The organism is Bifidobacterium sp. (assembly GCF_022647885.1).
In the GTDB taxonomy this organism is placed as follows: Bacteria; Actinomycetota; Actinomycetes; order Actinomycetales; family Bifidobacteriaceae; genus Bombiscardovia.
Map to the genome: position 1 here is coordinate 1,394,681 of NZ_JALCLM010000001.1, position 21,343 is coordinate 1,416,023.

General features: G+C 47.2%; 17 protein-coding genes and 1 riboswitch. Of the genes, 2 read left to right on the forward strand and 15 right to left on the reverse strand.

The genetic code is table 11. The features are described 5' to 3' along the window. Positions 1–6: 6 nt before the first annotated feature. The 15 genes from LKI20_RS06030 to LKI20_RS06100 all read right to left on the reverse strand — a co-directional run bounded on the left by LKI20_RS06030 (position 7) and on the right by LKI20_RS06100 (position 18,491). Positions 7–762, reverse strand: coding sequence for a YebC/PmpR family DNA-binding transcriptional regulator (locus LKI20_RS06030; RefSeq protein WP_291771577.1), 756 nt, complete (start codon positions 760–762; stop codon positions 7–9). Between the two features lie 104 nt (positions 763–866). Then, complete coding sequence (locus LKI20_RS06035; protein ID WP_291771580.1) at positions 867–2,063, reverse strand: glycosyltransferase family 4 protein; 1,197 nt, start codon at positions 2,061–2,063, stop codon at positions 867–869. Positions 2,064–2,066: 3 nt separating this feature from the next. After that, entirely contained in the window at positions 2,067–3,065 is a 999-nt protein-coding gene (locus LKI20_RS06040) for a phosphatidylinositol mannoside acyltransferase (protein WP_434734909.1), read from the reverse strand. Positions 3,066–3,075: 10 nt separating this feature from the next. Beyond that, positions 3,076–3,738: a phosphatidylinositol phosphate synthase gene (gene pgsA / locus LKI20_RS06045; RefSeq protein WP_291771583.1), complete on the reverse strand. Its 663-nt coding sequence runs from the start codon at positions 3,736–3,738 to the stop codon at positions 3,076–3,078. Then, complete coding sequence (locus LKI20_RS06050; RefSeq protein WP_291771586.1) at positions 3,738–4,433, reverse strand: HIT family protein; 696 nt, start codon at positions 4,431–4,433, stop codon at positions 3,738–3,740. Before LKI20_RS06050 ends, pgsA begins: the two co-directional genes overlap by 1 nt. A gap of 11 nt (positions 4,434–4,444) precedes the next feature. Further along, a complete protein-coding gene (thrS, locus tag LKI20_RS06055) occupies positions 4,445–6,490 on the reverse strand; it encodes a threonine--tRNA ligase (RefSeq protein ID WP_291771587.1) in 2,046 nt (681 codons plus the stop codon). Positions 6,491–6,699: 209 nt separating this feature from the next. Then, a complete protein-coding gene (locus tag LKI20_RS06060; protein WP_291771590.1) occupies positions 6,700–7,683 on the reverse strand; it encodes a serine hydrolase in 984 nt (327 codons plus the stop codon). Positions 7,684–7,686: 3 nt separating this feature from the next. After that, positions 7,687–9,024 carry a serine hydrolase gene (locus tag LKI20_RS06065; RefSeq protein ID WP_291771592.1) on the reverse strand — a complete coding sequence of 446 codons (1,338 nt, stop codon included), beginning with the start codon at positions 9,022–9,024 and terminating at the stop codon, positions 7,687–7,689. Between the two features lie 47 nt (positions 9,025–9,071). Further along, positions 9,072–10,529, reverse strand: a complete 1,458-nt coding sequence (locus LKI20_RS06070; protein ID WP_291771594.1) for a hypothetical protein — start codon at positions 10,527–10,529, stop codon at positions 9,072–9,074. A 41-nt stretch (positions 10,530–10,570) separates the two neighbouring features. Continuing rightward, positions 10,571–11,632: a zinc ribbon domain-containing protein gene (locus LKI20_RS06075; RefSeq protein WP_291771596.1), complete on the reverse strand. Its 1,062-nt coding sequence runs from the start codon at positions 11,630–11,632 to the stop codon at positions 10,571–10,573. A gap of 251 nt (positions 11,633–11,883) precedes the next feature. Next, positions 11,884–13,977 (reverse strand): glycoside hydrolase family 32 protein, encoded by a 2,094-nt coding sequence (locus tag LKI20_RS06080; protein ID WP_291771599.1) that lies wholly within the window; start codon positions 13,975–13,977, stop codon positions 11,884–11,886. A gap of 2 nt (positions 13,978–13,979) precedes the next feature. Continuing rightward, entirely contained in the window at positions 13,980–14,663 is a 684-nt protein-coding gene (locus LKI20_RS06085; RefSeq protein WP_291771601.1) for a YesL family protein, read from the reverse strand. Positions 14,664–14,806: 143 nt separating this feature from the next. Then, positions 14,807–15,772, reverse strand: coding sequence for a carbohydrate ABC transporter permease (locus LKI20_RS06090; protein ID WP_291771603.1), 966 nt, complete (start codon positions 15,770–15,772; stop codon positions 14,807–14,809). 13 nt (positions 15,773–15,785) lie between these two features. Continuing rightward, on the reverse strand, positions 15,786–16,697 hold the full coding sequence (locus LKI20_RS06095; protein WP_291773401.1) for an ABC transporter permease: 912 nt from the start codon (positions 16,695–16,697) through the stop codon (positions 15,786–15,788). 180 nt (positions 16,698–16,877) lie between these two features. Next, on the reverse strand, positions 16,878–18,491 hold the full coding sequence (locus LKI20_RS06100) for an extracellular solute-binding protein (RefSeq protein WP_291771605.1): 1,614 nt from the start codon (positions 18,489–18,491) through the stop codon (positions 16,878–16,880). A gap of 340 nt (positions 18,492–18,831) precedes the next feature. Beyond that, a riboswitch (TPP riboswitch) is annotated at positions 18,832–18,928 on the forward strand. An 84-nt stretch (positions 18,929–19,012) separates the two neighbouring features. On the opposite strand from LKI20_RS06100, the gene LKI20_RS06105 reads away from it, so the two are divergent. Beyond that, positions 19,013–19,666 (forward strand): TenA family protein, encoded by a 654-nt coding sequence (locus tag LKI20_RS06105; RefSeq protein WP_291771607.1) that lies wholly within the window; start codon positions 19,013–19,015, stop codon positions 19,664–19,666. Between the two features lie 298 nt (positions 19,667–19,964). Next, entirely contained in the window at positions 19,965–21,290 is a 1,326-nt protein-coding gene (locus tag LKI20_RS06110; RefSeq protein WP_291771610.1) for a metal-dependent hydrolase family protein, read from the forward strand. The last annotated feature ends 53 nt before the right edge of the window (positions 21,291–21,343 follow it).

Below are 21,343 nucleotides of genomic sequence, written 5' to 3' on the forward strand. Positions count from 1 at the left end.
TGTCGATTACTCCTCGTCCAGTTGCGACATCACATCGTCTGAGGCAGTCCAGTTATAATACAGATTCTGCACATCATCGAGGTCATCAAGATTGTCAATAAGCTTGATAACCTTACGAGCAGAATCAATGTCAAGCTCTACTTCACTCTTTGGATTCAGTACTAAATCCGCAGAATCGTAGTCAATACCTGCATCTTGTAGAGCTTTACGAACCGTCACCATATCGCTGGGGTCAGTGAGCACATCGTAACTTTCTTCACCATCAGTTACGTCTTCGGCACCTGCCTCAGCGGCGATTTCAAATACTTTGTCATAATTATTGCCTTCTGCAGGAACAACAATCTGACCTTTACGCACGAAGTTAAAACTCACCGAACCATTTTGAGCTAAAGATCCACCAAACTTGGTCAGTGTTGATCGAACTTCAGCCGCAGCTCTATTTCGGTTATCAGTGAGGCATTCAATAATAAGTCCCACGCCTGCTGGAGCATAGCCTTCGTAAACGATGTCCTCGTAATTCGCAGCACCAGCTTCTTCTCCTGAACCGCGCTTGACTGCGCGCGTGATGTTGTCCGCTGGTACTGAAGACTTTTTGGCTTTGACGATGGCATCGTACAAGGTCGGGTTTCCATCGGGGTCGCCGCCACCAGTGCGTGCCGCGATCTCGATGTTTTTAATCAGCTTTGCGAAGAGCTTGCCGCGCTTGGCGTCGATGGCAGCCTTCTTATGCTTGGTGGTAGCCCACTTGGAATGCCCTGACATTTCGCTCCTGACAGATTCGATACATTAAACGACAACGAGTCTAGGGTGTCTCTGAGACAAAAGAATACTCATTCAGCGCTAAACAAAGGACTAATCGTGCGCTGTTATTGAGATGCAAGGACTTTTGCATAAATGGATAGTACGCTTCTAGTGACTTCTGACCAGTCATAGTCACGCGCGCGTACTTCGCCTCGCGTGCAAAGTGACGTGCGGGCTGAATCGTTGCTGACAAGCTCAATGACTGCATCAGCACACGCATGTGCATCTCCATTGGTAAAAAGCTTCGCCGCCGTGCCTTCCTTCGAAACAGCCTTAAATGCCTTTAAGTCTGATGCTACAGTCGCACATCCTGCAGCCATAGCCTCAGCAAGTACAATCCCGAAACTCTCTCCACCAATTTGCGGTGCAACGTAGACGGTCAGACTTTTGTAAAACTCAGCTTTATCATCATCACTAATACGTCCGAGGAATTCCGTGGCTGCCAGTAACTCTTCGGAAAATGAACTGAGAATCTTACGTCCATCCGCTTCTCCGTCTCCTACACACAAAAATCTTGCATGTGGGATGTGCTCAAGGATGAGCGAAGCTGCTCTAGCAAATACTGCGAAGCCTTTACGATCCTCACCCATACGACCCAAGAATCCAATAGTAGGTGCGCTTGGTGTACCAAGCCACTCAGACCGAGTCCGCGCAGCCGCGAACGACGCAGTGTTAATGCCGTTTGGAATTACAGAAATATCTGTTGCTGGATCAAGGTAGTGGCTTGCAGTTTCCAATGCAGAGTCACTAACACAAATTGCTGCTCGAATATTAGAAAGATACGAACGAAGATATAACTGAGTGCATTTTAGTGCCAACGGGTATGTATCAAATGAAGCATGGAAGGTAGCGACATAAGGGCACGGATCGAAGCCTGGTATCAACGGTTTATGGCTGATGCTGGGGACTTCAGGTTCGTGTAAATGCACAATGTCAAAGTGGCCTTGCTTTACCCAACGTCTGGTTGTAGAGCCTACCCAGCCAAAATAGCTAAGGTTAGCTACTGAACCGTTGTATGGAATGGCGAAAGAGCTCCCCGTCGTTTGTACCCATAATGGCATGTCATGCGTACGTCTCCCAGGTGCTAGAACCTCAACATCATGACCGCGTGCTATGAGTTGCTTCGCGAAATCTCTGATATGAAGTTGCACGCCACCAGGGGTCTCAAAAGAATAAGGGCTAATGATACCGACTTTGAGCTTGCGCCCATCCAACGGGTCAGTGCTGTCATTTGATGCGGAATGTTGAGAATCTACAAACATAGGTCACATTCTCTCACTCTGAGTATCTGCTGGATGTGGCGAAACGCCAAAATTCGCAGGGACACCGTGCAAACGTTGTAAATCAAGATCCTCAATAAATATCGGTTGGAGCATATGCCAATCTTCGGGGAATCGCTCGATGTCTTTAGTCCAAATATCCACCCAAGCTTGAGAAATAGCTGTGACTGCCTGTTCTGTTGGCATGTCATCATAATCATGTGGATTAACCGGACCACTCACAGTACATACATGACCGGTGCTTACACCTGCCTGTCGTTTTCGATCACCATGCAAGGCTTCTCGATGCATATTAACGATATACAGAGGTTTGCCACTTTGTAGCGCAATAGTAGCTGGGCCACGCGCGACACGAATGATTGAACCAAATGCTTGAACAAAAATGCCATGCTTACTTAAATCACGATCTGCCAGCAGCGGGACAACCACATGCTCTTGCATCAAACAGTCCTCTAACTGTTGTGTTAAACCATGTTGGCCTGTGAGAAGAATGGTCATGCCGAGAGTTTCTCTGATGCTCACAAAAGTATGCAACAGTTGCTCGCTTTGTAAACGTTCTGCGACAGTAGTTACAGGTGCTATGGCATCATTTGCCCAGTATCCTGCGTAATCCCAATTGCCTTGATGTCCCATAGCTATTGGTGCCGAAGAGGAAGTGCATTGCTGCTGTATAGAGGAGAGCCCATCCCCCTCACCACGTATGCGTGCATGGAGTTGTTGCGAACTCCTCGCACCCACAGTCAGCGCCTCAGCGAAGTAGATGAAATATGATGTCATAGCAGCACGGGACGTCGATCTAAGAGTTTTGCGATCAACCGATCCATCACGGTGCATTAATACTTGAGCTAAATTACGCTCTAATTGGCGAACACCACCGATATGAAATGCCCATGCAACATTGGCCACGAAAGTAAATACTGCTCTCACTGAGCCCTCTGGGAGCCACGAGGCATGACGGGCTAATGCACTTAATATTGCATTCATCAGATTCGGCCTATTCGTGCGAAGGATCGGCGGGTTTGGGAGATGTACTCATGCTTTGAGATACATGCCAAATTCTTTGCCAAACAGTGACAACGCCAAGTATGGCAAGCAGAATCATGCAGCATGCCAAAATTGCTGGTGGCAAACCGACTCCTGTAAGAGCCATTCCTACCAGAATGATTACCAAACGGTCTGAGCGCGTCGCTATACCATTTTTCGCATCAAAACCCTCAGCCTCTGCACGAGCACGGGCATATGACGTAACGAAGGAGGTCATAACTGAAAATAATGCTGCATACATGCCTATTTCGGGCCAATAGTTGATGTCGTTACTGCTACTAGTGGCGATGAGACGATGGAAAAAGATGATAACGCCGGCAAGAATTGCCCAATCAGCAATACGATCTAATGTGGAGTCAAGGAAAGCTCCGAATTGTGTGCCACCACCGCTGAGTGCTGCCACCGATCCGTCCAAGGAATCGAATATCACCAAAATGGTCAATACTATGGCTCCTGGCAACAGCCAACCGGTGATTCCCGTAATTATAGAAACCAAGACAGTCCCCGCGGCACCAACAATCGTTACCACGTTCGCGGTGACTCCAATGGACACTAAACCGCGAGCAATGGGGGCAATCAGCCGTTTCCATGGTTTGCGCAAATGCTCAAACATCAGTTTTCCTTCTCCTTGGGCTGTGTATTAGCCTGTCCCCCAAATAAGCTCATGAAAGCTTGGGCATATGCTTCACGCTGGTCGGACAACAATATCGGCATAGTTCGAGTTTGAGCGACTATAGGCATAAAGTTTGAGTCACCACTCCAACGAGGCACAATATGCTGATGCAAATGCGATGCGACACCAGCACCTGCAACAGCTCCTTGATTAATACCAAGATTCCATCCATCCGGATGCGAAACCTCATCCATTACCCGCATGGCCTGGGTACTGGTCTTTTCAAATTCGAAGAGTTCATCGTCATGTAAATCAGTCAGCATGCTGATATGACGGTATGGGCACACCATTACGTGTCCGACATTGTATGGGTACAAATTCATGATGACAAAGACATGTTGGCCTCGCCATACAATCAAACCGTCCTCATCGGACTTACCTGGGGCCTCGCAAAATGGGCAAGTCTGTGAGGCATTGCTGTCATCCTGATGCTTTTCAGAGAGAACGTAGGCCATACGTTGTGGAGTCCACAGACGCTCAATGTGATCCTCCGCTGGTGGAAAATCGTCAGCCGTGTCACATCTCACCGGCTCTCCAATAGTCGAAGAGCCGCTATCTTGTTGAACGGTTGTGTGGTGACTCTGTTGTACGGAGCCGCCACACAATCTGGCAGCGTCATCATGACTGCTATTCATAATAGTCTAGCTTACTGCTGAGTGATGCCTGTTGCTGAAGAGAAGTCTTCTGCAGTGCTTACCTGAACTCGTTTCGCAATGGCTGTGGTAATACCAGTTATGGCAGTTTCTACAGCTACGCCGTTAATCTGGCTACCGTCACGGAAACGGAAACTCACTGCATTGTTGCTGCGATCGTCCTCGCCAGCAATGAGTGTGAACGGAACCTTTGATTTGGAGGCGTTGCGAATTTTCTTGCCAAAGCGATCGTCTGAACGGTCAATTTCGCAGCGAACCAAAGCATTCTCAAGGCGTTGAAGTATACCTTCGAGATGTTCAGTGTATTCGTCAGCAACCGGAATGGCCTCAACTTGAACAGGTGCAAGCCAAGCAGGGAAAGCTCCGGCATAGTGTTCGAGCAGAATAGCGAAAAAGCGTTCGATTGAGCCAAAAAGTGCACGGTGAATCATCACTGGTCGTTGATGTGAGCCATCTGCTGCAACGTATTCCAATTGGAAACGTTCTGGGAGATTGAAATCGAGCTGAATCGTAGAAACCTGCCAGGTTCGGCCGATAGCATCACGGGCCTGGACAGAAATCTTAGGCCCATAGAACGCCGCACCACCTGGGTCATCGACAAGGTCAAGCCCTGAATTCCTCGCGACCTCAGCTAGGGTGTTGGTGGCCACCTCCCACACTTCGTCGCTGCCGACGAACTTATTTGGATCCTTGGTGGAAAGCTCAAGATAGAAATCGTTGAGACCAAAATCCTTGAGCAGACCAAGTACGAAGTCGAGCAAGCTCTTTAACTCGTCTTTCATCTGTTCACGAGTGCAATAGATATGCGAATCGTCTTGAGTGAGCCCTCGGACTCTGGTCAGACCATGAACGACGCCTGACTTCTCATAACGATAAACCGTACCGAATTCAAAGAGGCGCAGTGGCAGCTCTTTGTATGAGCGCTGACGTGAGCGGAAGATGAGGTTATGCATTGGGCAATTCATCGGCTTCAGGTAGTAGTCGAAGCCTTGCTTGGTTACCTGACCATCTGCATCAGTCTCTTCATCAAGATGCATTGGGGGGTACATGCCATCTTTGTACCACTGCAAATGCCCAGAAATCTCATAAAGATGACCTTTGGTGATATGAGGAGTCTGCACGAAGCTGTAGTGATGCTTGCGATGTTGCTCGCGTGAGTAATCCTCCATCGCATTGATAATTGCAGCTCCCTTGGGATGGAATACTGCCAGTCCAGGGCCTATCTCGTCAGGGAATGAGAATAGATCCATTTCGGCACCGAGTTTACGATGATCCCTTTTTGCAGCTTCCTCCATACGAGAGAGGTACGCCTTCATCTCATCCTTGCTGGGCCATGCAGTGCCATAGATACGTTGTAGCATGGGATTCTTCTCACTGCCACGCCAATAGGCAGCAGCAGTTCGTTGAAGTTTGAAGGCCTTGATATATCGCGTGTTTGGCAGGTGTGGTCCGCGGCACAAATCTTTCCATACGACTGTGCCCTCGCGGTCAATGTTGTCATACATACTGAGTTCGCCGGTCGAAACCTCTGTTGCGGCTTCCTGATCTATTTCAGCTTCCTTGACACCAATAAGTTCAAGTTTGTATGGTTGATCGGCTTCTTCTGCGCGAGCTTCGTCCTCAGAGACGATACGACGCTGGAATCGCTGTGCAGACTTAATGATGCGCTGCATGCGCTTTTCTATATCTTTGAGATCCTCAGGGGTGAATGGCTTCTCTACATCGAAGTCATAATAGAATCCGTCATCAATAACGGGACCTATGCCAAGCTTGGCATCAGGACGAACTTCCTGAACTGCCTGTGCCATCACATGGGTGCAGGAGTGACGCATAATGGCAACGCCGTCTGCACTGTCGAGGGTAATCGCTTCTACTAAGTCGCCGTCATGAAGCGGGGTATACAGGTCTCTAGCTTCGCCGTTGATCTTGACGGCGATAATGTCTTTATTCTCCGCGAAGAGTTCGGTTCCGGTCACTGTGGCATTCACCTCCTTGCGATCACCGTTGATATTGATGGAGATGGTCTGTGAGGCTGCCATAGTGCCGTCCTTACTCTCGACCCGCGTTACAAGGTGCAGGTCTGGACTGTGTGTGTACGCATTTGATGCCCATCAAACGCGATATTTGACAACCGCCACCATATGAGGTGACACAGACAATCGGCAGTCTCACACAGCAATATCAATGTCTTAAAGTCTCTTAAATACAACACTGTTTCGCTCTCACGCGATGTGTTTATACAGTATTGTTATCCAATCATCGTTTCCCAAGTCAGTTTCGATAATTCTCTGATCTCTGCCTGTGCTTGTGAAGAGCTGTCGATCTCCTGAGTCAAAACAGTTATGGTATAAGCCCCCGAAGTGGTATACACCAATGCAGCATCATTCTCCGTACCAGGTATCTCTCCAGTTTTATTGGCAACGTGTGTACCAGTTGGAAGGCCTGCGGGAATTTTACTTCTGCGCGTCTGTGCCAACAACAATGTCAACATTCGTTGGCTTGAATCTTCGCTGACCAGATCATTGTTATATATGGATGTCATGAACTTGCCACAATCTTGTGCTGAGGTGACTTTCTTAGTCGCATCGTGCGTACCGCTGTCATACAGTAAATCGCTTTGCGATGTTTGCGAGAAACCATATCGTTGAGCTATCTGATTGACTAGCGCGAAGCCTTGCGAATTATTGCCTTCGCCCAGAGTGGATATCAATTCATTCGCCGCCAGATTGGAACTGACTGTTATCATTTGGGTCAACAGATTATCAATTTGTGTGGTGTCGGTGAGATGTCCATCGTGAATCTGTTGAAACACGGCCAGCATAATATACAGCTTAATAAGGCTTGCTGCGGGTTGTTGGTGGTTGTTCACAGAGATTGATGCTCCACTGCTCATGTCCGCGACGTACACTTGCCAGGTTCCCTGATATCCCGCGATTTGGGTCTTGAGTTGTTCTTGGAGCGCGTCCAATTTTCGCTGTTCGCTTTGTTTAGCTGCATCTTGTGTATTGATTTTCGGCGCAGCAGTTCTTGCCAAGTCTGGGTTTGAAGATGTGTCACTAGTACTCATCTCGGATGATGTAGCGTGGCTCAGTGCTGATCTCTTGGTGTCTGGTATCCACCAGTATGCAACACCACATAACACTACGATTGCGCCTACCAGAGCCGCTGCAAGGTACTGCTTACGCCTATTATTTTGGCAAGAACGCCTATGTGCTGGAATATGTCTGCCCATGAGTTACTTCATATCAAAAGAAGAGGCCATCGAAGACAGTAAAGCAGAGGTTAACTGAGCTGTTCGGTCCTTGCCTTGTGACTGTGTCATTACCGCAAGTGCAATACTTTTCGATCCTTTGGTCATCGTAATGAAGTAGTTATAGGTGTTTTGTATGCCCATACCTCTATGTGCATGTACTGTTACCCCTGCAGGAATACTGACGCCATCTGATGCGAGATCATAGTTCATCATCGCTGTAGCGCCTGACGTGCTTGCTGCAGCTAACATGCGGGATGCATCTGAAGCTGAACTTTTGTTCTCATAACCAGCCGCTGAGGCTTGTACATCGCCGAGATTCCTGGCAAAAGTTGTTTGTGTGTAGCCTTGCGCTGAGGCCCACTGTGTGACTGCATCTAAACCACCGAGAGAGGCAATAGCTTCGTTGCCTGCTGAGTTATCCATATTCTGCATCATGGTGGAAGCTGACGCTAGGGCTGCGGCATTGTTTTGTGCACGTGCCTGCAAATAAATTGGCAAGTAGAGTCCTGCAGCAACAAACTGCTTATTTGCTTGTTGAGATGAGTAGCTGTTTTCGCTACTCGTAGCAGAAGCATTGCCGTCAATTGTGGCGGCGACGGACACATCGGTGGTAGAAAAACCATCGACAATAGTGTTGAGTCCTGTGGTATCAAAGCCTGTAGCAGCTTGAGAAGTTGACTTCGACACTGAGGCTGTTGAACTCGCAGAAGATTTAGAACTTGATGGTGAGCTACTTGTAGTGGTATCTGATAACGATGATTGAGAACCCCAAATTCCCATGTTGTAGGTAATGACTGCGGCAATGCAAAGTAATAACAGCGCCCCTATAACACCACCAATAATGAAGAATGGCATGCGCTGGCGTCGTGCCTGCCCGTTCGAAGCTGATGCAGCTTGATTAATCCCATTGTTATATGGTGCCGGACTAGGCTGGATAGGCATAGAGGTGTTTTGGTACTGTGGTTGCCCTGCATACGATGCTGGTGTAGTTGGTGCTGGCATAGAAGGATGCTTTGGTGCATATGTCTGCTGTGGGGGTATTACAGGAATCGTAGCTTGTTGTGATTGCGGCTTTGCTGGTGTGGTTTCACCAGATTGCGGACTAAGCGGAGGCAAGGTTGCCGTGGTAGATACGTCACCCGTATCTTCGAAATCCTCTAGCTTGGCTTCTGTGATATCAGTTTCTCGAGCAATATCTGTGGCTGTTTGCTCCTGCGATACTGGCGATTGCTGTTGACTCTCGTGAGTGATCGGTGCACCACATTCGATACAGAATTTTGTATCTTCTTCATTGATTTTTCCACAGTTAGTACACTTCACGCTTGTTCCTCTCCCCCAACAGCATGTCAGTTACGCTAAAACACTTCTCACCATGAGTAATTATTACTATTCTCATTCCATGTCACAGTGACTTTCCCATTATTTATTGTGAACGTCCCACTGATTGTTCCACTGTCAGTAGTACTTTCATCCTGCCATGGATCCGAATCCAGATAGCGATCCTGATAACTGATCGATGTGTGAATGGTGTTGCTTTCAAATGTTCCTTGATAAACATCCAAAGTATCTAAGGTGGGTTGATCCGTTATGCTTCGTTTGATGTTCGTATACGCTGTTGACGTCCATGAGGAAAAATCACCATCCGAGAAATCGCATCCTGGCGTGCTAACTGCCACACTGGCAGCGCAAGTATCCATATGCTGTTTCATTTGCGAAAGTATCTCCGTTGTGAGTGCTTCAGTTGCACTGGGAGCAAGGAAGGCTTCATCCTTGTTGCTAGAGACCGCAACTGTTTCAGATTTGAGGTACTGAGAATCTGACAGAGCGATGGATAGTTTACCTGGGTATGAGGGTAATGAGTATTTTTTCATTGCAGAAATATCAATGTCGTCGTTCTCATTGCTTGAGTTTGTTGGCAAGCTTGCCGAAGTGGGATGCATTCCTGCTTTGGCAAGATTAATGCTTTGTCCGTTGACAGATATTGTGGTTTCTTTTTCAGGTACTGTTACCGCAATCTGGGATGTCAGTGGAGTAGTAATTTTCCACGCATCAAAGAATAACCATTGTTTGCCGCTCGTCTCGAGCGTGAGCGTTTTTTGTTGTTTCGCGCCGTCAATGGTATAGCTGACAACTGCTTTTCGTGTCGATGGTTGTTGTGGTATTGCTTGTAACTTACCTATCTCCACGTGCTCCATACGATGCTTGGTAGCTTGGCCGAAAGAGTCGGTTAATAGTTTGCGTGAAGCATTTGGTACGCCTGGGTCGACCATAGATGTGGCTTTATCATATTGTCCTGCAGCAACGAGGGAAACGTAAGATTTCAGCGGTCCCTCAGGAGAAAATACTGTATATTTCAACGTCATTATTATTGCAACAGCTGCTATGAACAGTGCCACAATGCTACACAGGATTATGGTGTTTTTCCTCGATAGTCGCTTAGCTTTAGGCATCGCAGCAGTGTAATCAGTAGGATTCATGGCGGCCGTTGATTGATACACCAGACCTGTAGAAGCCATAGCAGGGATCTGAACTGGCGTTTCTGGTCCTTGCATAGGAGCTGTGCTTGCCTGCGTGGCATGCAGTGGAGCACCGCACGCTATGCAAAACTTGCCCGTAATGTCATTCCGAGCTCCGCACTGAGTGCAAAACAAAGTGGAGGTGGATGTCGGAGTTTCAGACGGACTGTGGGTGCTATGTATATCCGCGGTTGCTTCTGCAGTAGGTATCTGCTCTGCTGCTTGGATGTTCCCCGAATCATTCATTAGCGTAGCGTCGCGCTGTGAATTGTCATCTGTATCGTCGTTATCTTCTATATCTTCACTCATTATTCCTCTGTTCATTCAGGTATATTGATACTTTTTGGGCATCAGAATATTGCGCTGAGTATTTCGGCTGCTCCTGCAAGCAAAATGATGAAGATAACAATTACTAGAACAACACCTACCAATAATGTCGCAAAGCCCCACATCCAGGTGCTATCCAATTTGCGTTGGTTCTTCGTTTGCGCAATACGAACGGTTGGGATTATAAGAATAAACAGTGTTGCCACCATCATTAACACTATGGCGAAAGCATTCATCCCTAACAGAGCAGTAACGAGCGCACAGCAGTTCACTGCGAGTAGCGGTGTGAGCTTCTGCCCAAGTTCATCGTGAAGTTGGCTGAAGGTTATTGAACGATCTCCAAGTAACTTGATGCCTGCAAAGGTCATAGCTACTACTACATAGAGAAAAGCGAAGACGAGGAATGCTGTTTTGAACAACTCGCTTACTGGGACGCTGGATGCAACAGAATATGAGCTGTCGATGTCAGAGAGAAAAGAATTAATACCGCTAGTTAGTGATGAAACCGAAGAGTACTGGTGCGAGATCATCGAAAAGGTTGTTGCTCCAACCAGCACTGCATTGAGTGCGATGGGAACGATAGCCCACCAAACTGGAATCTTCCTGACTTCCGAAGGACGTTTGAATGAGTCCCATAACCACCTCATCAGCAGTGTAAAAGCATTCGGTTGGGTCGCCGTTGGTGCTTGAGCAAGTGGGGGTTGCTGTGCTGGTGCAGCAAACTGCGTTGGCACAGCGCCTTGGGGAATTTGACCGTTGAGTGGATATTGTTGACCATAGGCTTGTGGGCCGCCTGCAGTCTGTGAACTTGGTATATACCGAGCTGGTTCTGACTGCGATTCTGTTCTCGAAGTTTGGTTAACAGATGTTGTAGAGATATTGGGGTTTGCAGAGAGCTGTTCAGCAACATTGTAGGAAGCGCTGTTATCCACACTGGGAGTTGCAGAAACCTCGGGAGCGGGAATGGCTGATGGTGTTGGGGATGTACTCGGTGTCGAAAGTTCTTGGCTTAATGGCGTGCCACAGCTTCGGCAAAATTTAGCTTCTTCTGGATTTTCAGCATTACACGAGTTGCAAATTTTCATCAGATTGGAATCCCTCATTCCGCTCGAAGTGCTTTGCACCTATAGAAAGCACAGCGGGCTGGTGTTCAGATGTTCACTGTAAGCAAAAGTTAAACATCATGTCGGGACAAAACTAGGACTATATAGTTTTCAAATATGGATGCAGAGGAACAACATCCCTCAAATAATCGATATGAATTTCATGTCGATTATTCAAGGGATTTCATCAACAATCTCAGATCAGAGGTGTCACTCATCAGCAGTTCATCAAGCTATGACCAGATACTATTCAACTTCCTTAGCTCTAAGGTCACCGATTGCTGATCTGCAGCGTGAGACATCTTAAATGTCCCGTTCTCCCCCGCACAAGCGCTTAATACAGCACCTGCTGCCTCTCCATCATTAAGAAATATTTCTGCTACTCCTCGGTCATAAAATATTTCAATTTTTCGAATGTCGCTGATGCCGGCGTGCAAGTGTAAAGCATCGGTATGTGACCCATGTGTGAGTACTTCTGTAATCCCTGAAGATCTCACAAGATGCAAGTCATGACCTTGTTCGTCAAGAGCAATGATGATATCGAAATCAGCATCGTTGCTTAGTTCTATGTTTGCATAATATGCGTTGCCAGGGATAGGTATTGTCACATCATTAAGCGCAGATGAAGTTTCAAGTAATGCTTTTTCGAATGTACGCTGAACAATAGTCGAACCAAGCAATACATCATAAACTTCTTGCACTGGGCGACTTATTAAACGTCCATTTCGTATATGAAGCTGTCTTGGTAATGACATCACGCCGTTGGCGAGGTGTTTGCCCTCGGTTTTCGTTTCAAACCAGTCAGAAATCCATCCTATGGCGATACGACGGTTGCGATCGTCTTGGAAAGACTGTACGGCATAATATCCACTACCAAAATCACATAACCCTGATTGAGAGGCCATGAATTTCGTTGATGCATCGTTGGCACCTGCAGATGAATCTTGAGTGATGGCATTGTCTTGAGCGTGTATTGAGCCCGTGTACCACATCACCGGTTGATAGCGCCCACCACCGTCTCGATACTTCATTAAAGCTGCCACCACTACATCGCTACCATCAAGCGGAAAGAAGTCAGGGCACTCAAAGGTAAAAGCGTCGGTATGTTCTGTATCTGCAAATGTAATGCCTTGATATTGCCAATCATCCTGTTTTGACATGGAACTGTGCTTATCCGCTGTAAACAGAGCCAAAGCTGGCACACGGTCTGTATCTGCGATTACATCCCCTGGATTATCGCTAGGCTCATTTGCATGCCAACCCTTTTGTAAATCGGATATGGGAGACCACATGAAGTTGTAGTGCTGTTGCGATACTGAGTGTTTAGAAATATTGCTCGCGATAACCATTGTGGTGTCATCCCCAGGGAATCTCCACTCAACTTTCGGGTCACGAAAATCAAGACCTAACTGTGAGGAATCCTCGGTGGATACAGGTCTGAGCACCACGGGGTGTTCTGGACCAAATGTAATCCCATCAGAGCAGACACAAGTGGTCTGATACTCGATCAAACTTGACGGATCTCCATGACGCTCCATGTGCCTGGTCAAAAAGAATTGCATAGCTACAGCATCATCACCAGCGCAAGGTTTGCCTTGAGCATCAATTGGTACAGCGCTACCAGAAAACGCTCCACCAGAATGATCAGTACCTTCGTGTAGCTCCGGTTGCGGGAACAAGACAATTGGCAAATGGGTCCAATGAATTAAATCGCTGCTAACTGCATGTCCCCAATGCATATTGTCCCAGTTCCATCCATAGGGATTGAACTGATAAAACATGTGGTATTTGCCCTGGAATCGGCATAAACCATTGGGATCATTCATCCAGTGTTCAAAGGGCTCAAAATGTGAACGTGGACGGTTGTAGTGCTCGTAGAAAGTTGCGAGATTGTCTGCACTCTCAACATTGTGCTCTAACCATGTATCGTCGCAGTCAGCAACAATACGTCCTTCTGGATTACGGTCTGAAGCAGCGTCGGTATCTATTCCTTGCACGTCGAGGAATCGCACACCCCTCTCGAGCAAATCAGGTCCACCAGAGAGATAGGAATATGTGATTCGTGCGTGCGTGGTGAGCAGAGCATAGGATGAGGAACCATCGAGTGGGAGCGCAACGTGACTACGGCGTTGTGCCGAATCAAGAAAAGTCTCTTGGCGTTCGCCTGTTTCATTTGAAACTATGGCAACTCCTGCCTTGCGATGGTCCGTCGGGCTGTCCCCCGCGCAATCCCTTTCAACGAATAACTCTACTGTGGTGTAGTTATTGGCCTTGAAGGTATGAATGCTCTGGTGCTCGATGTGCGATGGCGTCATCAGTGATGTCATGGCTATTTGCCTTCCGTAACGTGTGGTGAAGCACTGGTAGCTGCCACCATGCTGTGAATATCCATCCCGGGAAGCCTGGCATAGGAATACACCACAATGCTTGACAGGAATGCAGGAACGGATAAACCAAATACCACTAGAACTCCAGGCCATGTATACCAAACCCAGACAGTAAGTATGAATAACAGAGTTGTCATGAGACTACATAATGGTCTGGCAACCACCATCTGAATCGTGGTTTTCGCCACCCAGATGCCAGATTCGTCAAAATTCGAGCGCAAGACCCATGCGAGCAGTGTAAATACTCCAAAAAATGCTATTAGCACGACGAGAGCACCAGAAACTGCAATACCTATGTGTCCCCCGACATCATGCCAGTTAACAACCCAGTAGTCGAAAATCAACAGTATCCATAGGAATCCCATAGGCCACCCGAAGGCATTAGCGGAACTCAATTCTTGCTTCCAGGAGCTGTGAAACGTAGACCATGTGTGTTTAACAGTCCATGAACGGTCATCACTGAGTAACCATGCTCGGTATGTGGCGTGAGCCGCTGCAATCGAAGGGAAGAAACCTACAACAAATACTCCCATGAGTGTGTGGAATAACATCGCAACATTGACGATGAATATCATCACCACTGTTCTGCATAAGCGCTCATAGCTTGTTGAAAATCGCGACAGCATAAGAACGACCTCGATTTCTTTCCTTCTGTTGTCTGCGTGCTATTGGTATTGAAACAGCACGCAGACAACAATTAATGTGAATCAACTTCGAAGGTATTAACAGGCGTATGTATCAACTCCTGTAGATACCGCAACATTGGAGATTAACCTTTAACAGCACCAATCATGACGCCCTTATTGAAGTACTTCTGCAAGAAGGGATACATGACTAGCAGAGGCAAGGTCGAGACAATAATGACGCCGTATTTGATCTGTTCAGCGAAACGTTGAGCTGCCACAGCTGTCATGCCAGCACTATTCGAGTTGGTTTGGTTAGCAAGCAAGATGGATTGCAGCACGTTCTGTAACGGTTGTTTACTGGCATCACGAATATAAATCAGACCAGTGAAATAGTCATTCCAATGTCCAACGAAGTAATACAGGGCAATCACAGCAATAATGGCGCTTGACAGTGGCAAAACGATACGAACGAAATAGCCTATATATGACATGCCATCGATTTGTGCTGCATCATGAAGCTCCTCTGGAATAGAGGTTTCAAAGAACGATCTAGCGATGATGAGGTTATACACACTGACTGCACCAGGAAGGATAAACACCCACATAGAGTTCAAAATGCCAATCTGCTTATACAACAGGTAGCTAGGAATTAGGCCGCCGCCAAAGAACATCGTGAATGTAAACAGGAACATGATTACACGACGCGGCTTGAATTCAGAGCGAGACAAGGCAAATGCGGCTGGCAGGGTAACTACCATATTGAGAGCTGTACCTGCGAAAGCATAAATCAGGGTGTTTTTATAACCGGTCCAGATTCGAGAATCGGCGAATATCTTCGTGTATCCGGTGAAATTAGTGCCTTTAGGGAGGGTAAGTACCTCACCAATAGCAACTTTCGTTGGATCAGAGAATGAAGCGATAACAATGAACCATAGTGGGTAAAGCACTACCAGAATGATTGCGACAACGAGTACGGCAATCAGTCCGTCGGCTATGCGGTCACTAAGCGTTTTGGATTGTTTCGTTTTTTTATTCCAGGGAATATCGTTTCCACTGATTTTAGAAGTTTCCGGCTGACCGGAAGATCCTTGCAAAATTGTTGATGTCATAGTGATTCCCCCCTCAGAAGATACTGGTTTCGGAAACTCTCTTCGAGATCGTATTGGCGATGACGAGGAACACGAAGTTGATTAATGTATTGAACAGTCCTATAGCTGTCGAATAAGAGAACTGATTGGACACGATACCTATCTTGTAGGTGTATGTCGAAATCACTTCTGAAGATGACAAGTTAAGAGCGTTCTGCATCAAGAACACCTTTTCAAAGCCAACGTTGAGCACACTTCCCATATTGAGAATTAGCAGTATGCCACAGGTTGGCAGAATAGTTGGAATGTCAACATATCGGATGAGTTGGAAACGACGAGCGCCATCAACTTTTGCAGCTTCATACAGTGCTGTATCAACGCTGGACAGAGCTGCGAGATAAATAATCGAATTCCAACCTACGTGCTGCCAAACTTCCGTAATCCAATATATAGGGGTAAAGAGATTAGGATTCCCCAGCAAGCTGGTGTCTCCAAGGAAACGTCCTAGCAAGCCAGTTCCTGGTGTCAGGAAGATATTGATCATTGCCACAATCACCACAGTTGAGATGAAGTGAGGCATGTACGTGATGGTCTGAACAAAACCTTTAACCTTGGTGCTTCCAATCTGGTTGATAAGCAGTGCCAAGATAATTGGTGCAATGAAGCCCATAACCATCGTCCACAAACTGATGGAAATGGTGTTCTTCATAATGTTGCCGAACATCGGTGACTCAAGGAATTGCCTGAAATATTTGAGCCCGACCCAAGGGCCTCCTGCGAGGCCCTTGCTGGGAACGAAATCTCGGAAGGCAAGCTGAACGCCATACATTGGTACGTAGGCGAACAGCCCAATGAAGCAGATAGCTGGTGTTACCATCAGCCATAATTGCCAGTAGCGCTTGAAATGTTCACCCAAACGTGAGATGAATGAACCATGCTTAGGCATCGCTGGATGCCTTTCGTGCCGCTTGCGTCGCTTACTTGTTGTCGCTGCCGCTGCGACTGGGACTATTTGCGTAGAATCCTGCAAACCAGGGGTAACCTGTGTTTGCCCTGCCGCTACGCTTGCGACTGTTGCGCTCTGGGTCATTGCGCTTCCCTTCCGATTGCGTTAGCTAGCCTGTGATCAGTTCTTGGTGTACTCGTTGTAGTACTTTTGCCAGAGTTTGACGTTCTGTGTGAGTCCTACACTGTCAAGCTTCTTCACATAGGCATCCCAGTCGGCATCCACACCACCCTTTTGGATCCATGTGGCGGTCTTGGTCAATGCATAGTTCAATACAGCAGTGTTGTTATTAGTGATGGTTGTCTGATCATCCGAATCTGGACGAACGTAGATTGGCATGACATCCTTGGTCTGATCAACGTTGGCGAATGCCTTGGTGTAAGCAGAATCTGCTTCCTTCAAAGCCTCACTAGCCTGGTCATTTTTGACGGTTGCACTATCTGGAATCCAACCAGCAAAACGATCAGCAGTCGCTTTGCATGGGTCTTTGGTGCTGGAATCGAAGCAACGATCGTTGACTGTGTAGGTGCTGTTGTCTGAGCTGGTAACGTCTTCAGGAATATCACCGTAATACTGTTGGATTGAAACCTTTTCTCCGTAGAGTGCGTTAACCACCTTATAAATGGCTTCCTTGTTGGGTGCATCTTTGGAAACAGCGATGGCGTGGTTGGATAGCTCAGTCAAATCCTGTGAGGAATCCCAAGTGACATCGGAATCAGGGGTCGAAGCTGTTGCCTTGAGTGAAGGTAGTGCCACATATTGATCCTTAAGTTTCTCAAAATCAGTAGTAGCCCAGCCAACTATCATGCCGCTCTTTGCAGTTTTGCCGTCGCTTACCGTATCAGCGGTTATGGCAGCGTCTTCTCGTGTTAGTGCATCTGCAGGAATGAGTCCTTGCTCCATCAAGGAGTGCAAATACTTGACAACACTCTTATATTCGTCGCTCTCAAGGAAGTTTCCGACTTTGCCATCCTTCACGTAAATGCCTTGGAATGAGGGTGATGTGCCGGCGAAGCTAGTGGTGATTCCCATAGAATTCAGCAGTACAAAGGGATTCCAAAGTGAGAATCCTGTGGTGTCAATTCTGCGCATATTGAAGGGCACTTCATCCGCTTTGCCGTTGCCATTAGGATCTTGAGTCTTGAAAGCGGTGAGAACCTTGGTTAATTCATCCCAAGTTGTGGGCATTTGCAGACCGAGTTTGTCTAACCATGTCTTGTTGATGAACATGTGATTCGAGGAGACACGGTAGTTTTCTCCGCGGTCAGATGGCAAGACATAAACATGGCCTTCTTTGTCAGCAACCATCTTTTTGGCACTAGTCTGAGTGGCAAAGAATTTCTTGACATTGGGCATTTGGTTCAAATGCTTTGAAAGATCTTCAAAGTATGGATATTGTTCGCCGTCTGTCGGATCGAAGGTGAAAATTGAGACATCTGGAACATCACCCGAAGCCAAAACTGCGGATTTCTGTTGGCTCCAAGATGAGTCAGCGACATCATCCCATTTTATTGTGCAGTCGCAGGCTGTTTCGATGTCCTTCGTCCACCCCATGGTTTTCATCGCTACATCAGTTGAATATCGTGTAATGAGAATCTTGACGATTGGTTTTCCATTGGCGTCAACTGTGGCCTCATCGCTGCCAGAACCTCCACACCCAGCAAGAACCATCGTTGATGCAAGCGCTGCAGCTGCTAGTGAGAGCAAGCGCCGTTTAGCACCTCGTCGTGCCATGATTTCCATCCTTTCATTCTGTTCTTCCCCAACGTGCCCCGTCGTTGGCGGCGCAAGAAGGTACCTCACATTCCAATACGGACCATGCAGATGAGTATCCGTTGCTTCTCTGCTGGAATGCTGACATCAAATTAACACGTCAATCGATTTACGTCAAACGATTGACAGCGTTTCTTGAATGTTTGTTTCTATGAAGCTCCGTTTGTGTAGTAAATCCAGAATTATTTGTAATCAAGAGCTCCTAAGAAATGCTGTATTTCCAACAAAAGCCCGTTTACTAGCAATCTGCTGTCCCCCAAAATCCCTACACAAACGCACATCCTTGCCCAGCGGTAGTGTAAATCCCGACTCGGGGTGCCGCAAATAGTTGCTGCTGAGAAAAACCCGTCGAACCTGATACAGCTAGTACTGACGAAGGGATGTCATGTGATGACTCTGCATAATCAATGCCCACTACGAAGTGTATTTACATATTGCGCTACCAAGGCTGTATGTAGTGAAAGTAGTAAGGGGCAACAACGATGAATACCACAGCATACGACGTACTTAAAGCTCAATGTTCACAGGAATGGGATAGTACGATTCACCATCGTTTCGTGAACGAGTTGGTATCTGACACCTTGCCTGACGAGATATTGCGACATTACCTTATACAAGATTGGCAATTTTCTTACGATTTCTATTCACTACTGGGTGAGGCCATTGCTGCAGCAGATACAATGCCAGCCAAAGTACGCTTGGGCCAGCAGATGGGCTTTATCGCTAATGACGAGAATACCTATTTTCACGACCGCTTTGTACAGTTCCATGTGAGCGATGATGAACTAACAGCGCCCGAACTCACTCCCTCTTCCAAGGGATTCCGCAAATTGTATCGGGATGCTGTTGACTCTCATTCTTATGCTCAAGCACTTGCGGTGCTGGTCGTTGCAGAATCTATCTATTTGGATTGGGCTGAGGAATCAACTGCGGGAGGAAGCAGGATGCCCGAAAAGGATCAACATATCGGCTGGATTGATGTGCATCGTGGCAATGATTTCTCTGCGTGGGTCCAGTTTCTTATTGATGAGTTCAATCGTGTTGCTGATCCTCAGGATTCTGAAGTTGCCCGTCATTTCACCGATGCCGTGCACTTTGAATTGGGGTTTTTCGATGACGCTTATATACACGAATAAACCCTGATGTTGTCGATAACGGAATGATGACGTCAACGATGTGTAAGGGCTGGGATATATGTGAGGAACTATCTCAGCCTGTACGCATTTTCCTAGGCAATAATTCTTGGCAATATACACCAACTGCGGATCAGTATTGCTCTCGTCCTTCCTCTTTTCAAGGTCACTGGTAGCGACTGTATGTTCTTCTAAACTCATTCATATGGATGCACCACTATCATGACGTGGTATATATGGCAGTTGGGCTATGTAGTGAATGTGTTAAGGCAATGTGCCGTGACCAGTAGGGATTGATGCTATGAACGATTCTTTTGCAATATGCAACGTAAATATTATTAGCGAAGATGCTCAAGATGGTCTGCTGCGAGGGTATAACGTCGTCGTCGGTACTAACGGTACGATTACGGCGGTTGGTCCGAAACAACACACTGTAGTTCCACAGAACTGCCATCGACTAGATGGTAGCGGAAAATATTTGCTTCCCGGATTAATCAATGCGCATGTCCATCTCTTTTCAGAAGGCAAACCCTTGCCTGAATTGTTGACAGGCCCTACATTTCAACGAGCAGTCAGCTCTGTGCTTCATAGCCCAATCGGGACTCTACTATCAAAGCACCGAGCAAAGCTCAATGCACGAACCTTGTTGCTCTCGGGAGTAACTACATTCCGTACCGTGGGAGATGTGGGTTATGAAGCGGTCGCTCTGCAGCAGCAAATTGATAAGGGCAAGGAACTCGGATCAAGAATGTTGGCTTCAGGACCCCTTCTCGCTATTACAGGCGGGCATGGCAGCCCTCAGATAGCGCTGATCGGTGATTCCCCCTCACAGAACAGGAAGAACGCTCGCATCAATATCATGCATGGCGTAACTGCAATCAAAATCGCAGCCACTGGTGGTGTCACGGATGCTAGACGAATAGGTGATGCCGGTCGCCCCCAGATGAGCGAAGAAGAGATGGCGGCAATATGTGTAGAAGCGCATCATGCTGGTCTTTTAGTTGCGGCGCATGCTCAAAGTCCATTGGGAGTAACAATGGCTTTACGCGCTGGTGTGGATACGATTGAGCATGGTTGTGCGATGAACGATGAGATTGTTGACCTCTTTCAGAACAATCCCCTCTCGTTACGTGGCTGGTCAGCGCTGATCCCGACATTATCTGCGGCGTTGCCTCTTGTGAAGATCAGCCAAGATATCACTGGCGTAAGTGACATTGTTGTAGCGAATGCGCATATTGCGGTTGATGAAATGGTTCAAGGAATTCATGACGCACGGGCTAACGGCATTTCCATTGGTATGGGCACAGATACCGCTATGACATTCGTAACCCAATACAACACCTGGCGTGAACTTGCACTACTGAATAGATTCGGTGGTCTCAGCCCGATTGAGGCAATTCATGCAGCGACTCAAGAAAATGCGAAAATTCTAGGATTTGAACAGGTCACAGGAAAGATTGAAAAGGGTTTCTCTGCCGATATGCTTCTTCTAGAGGACAACCCGCTGCAGTCGTGGAATAGCTTTAAACATCCGGAACTAGTTATTGCGCGAGGCAAAGTTCTGATGAATCCACACGTTACGCGCTTTAGCGATATTGACCAGCAGCTCGACAATATGCAGCAATGAGTAGTAAGGCGTAAGGAAGATTGTAAACATAATAGAAAACCGAAGAGGGGAAC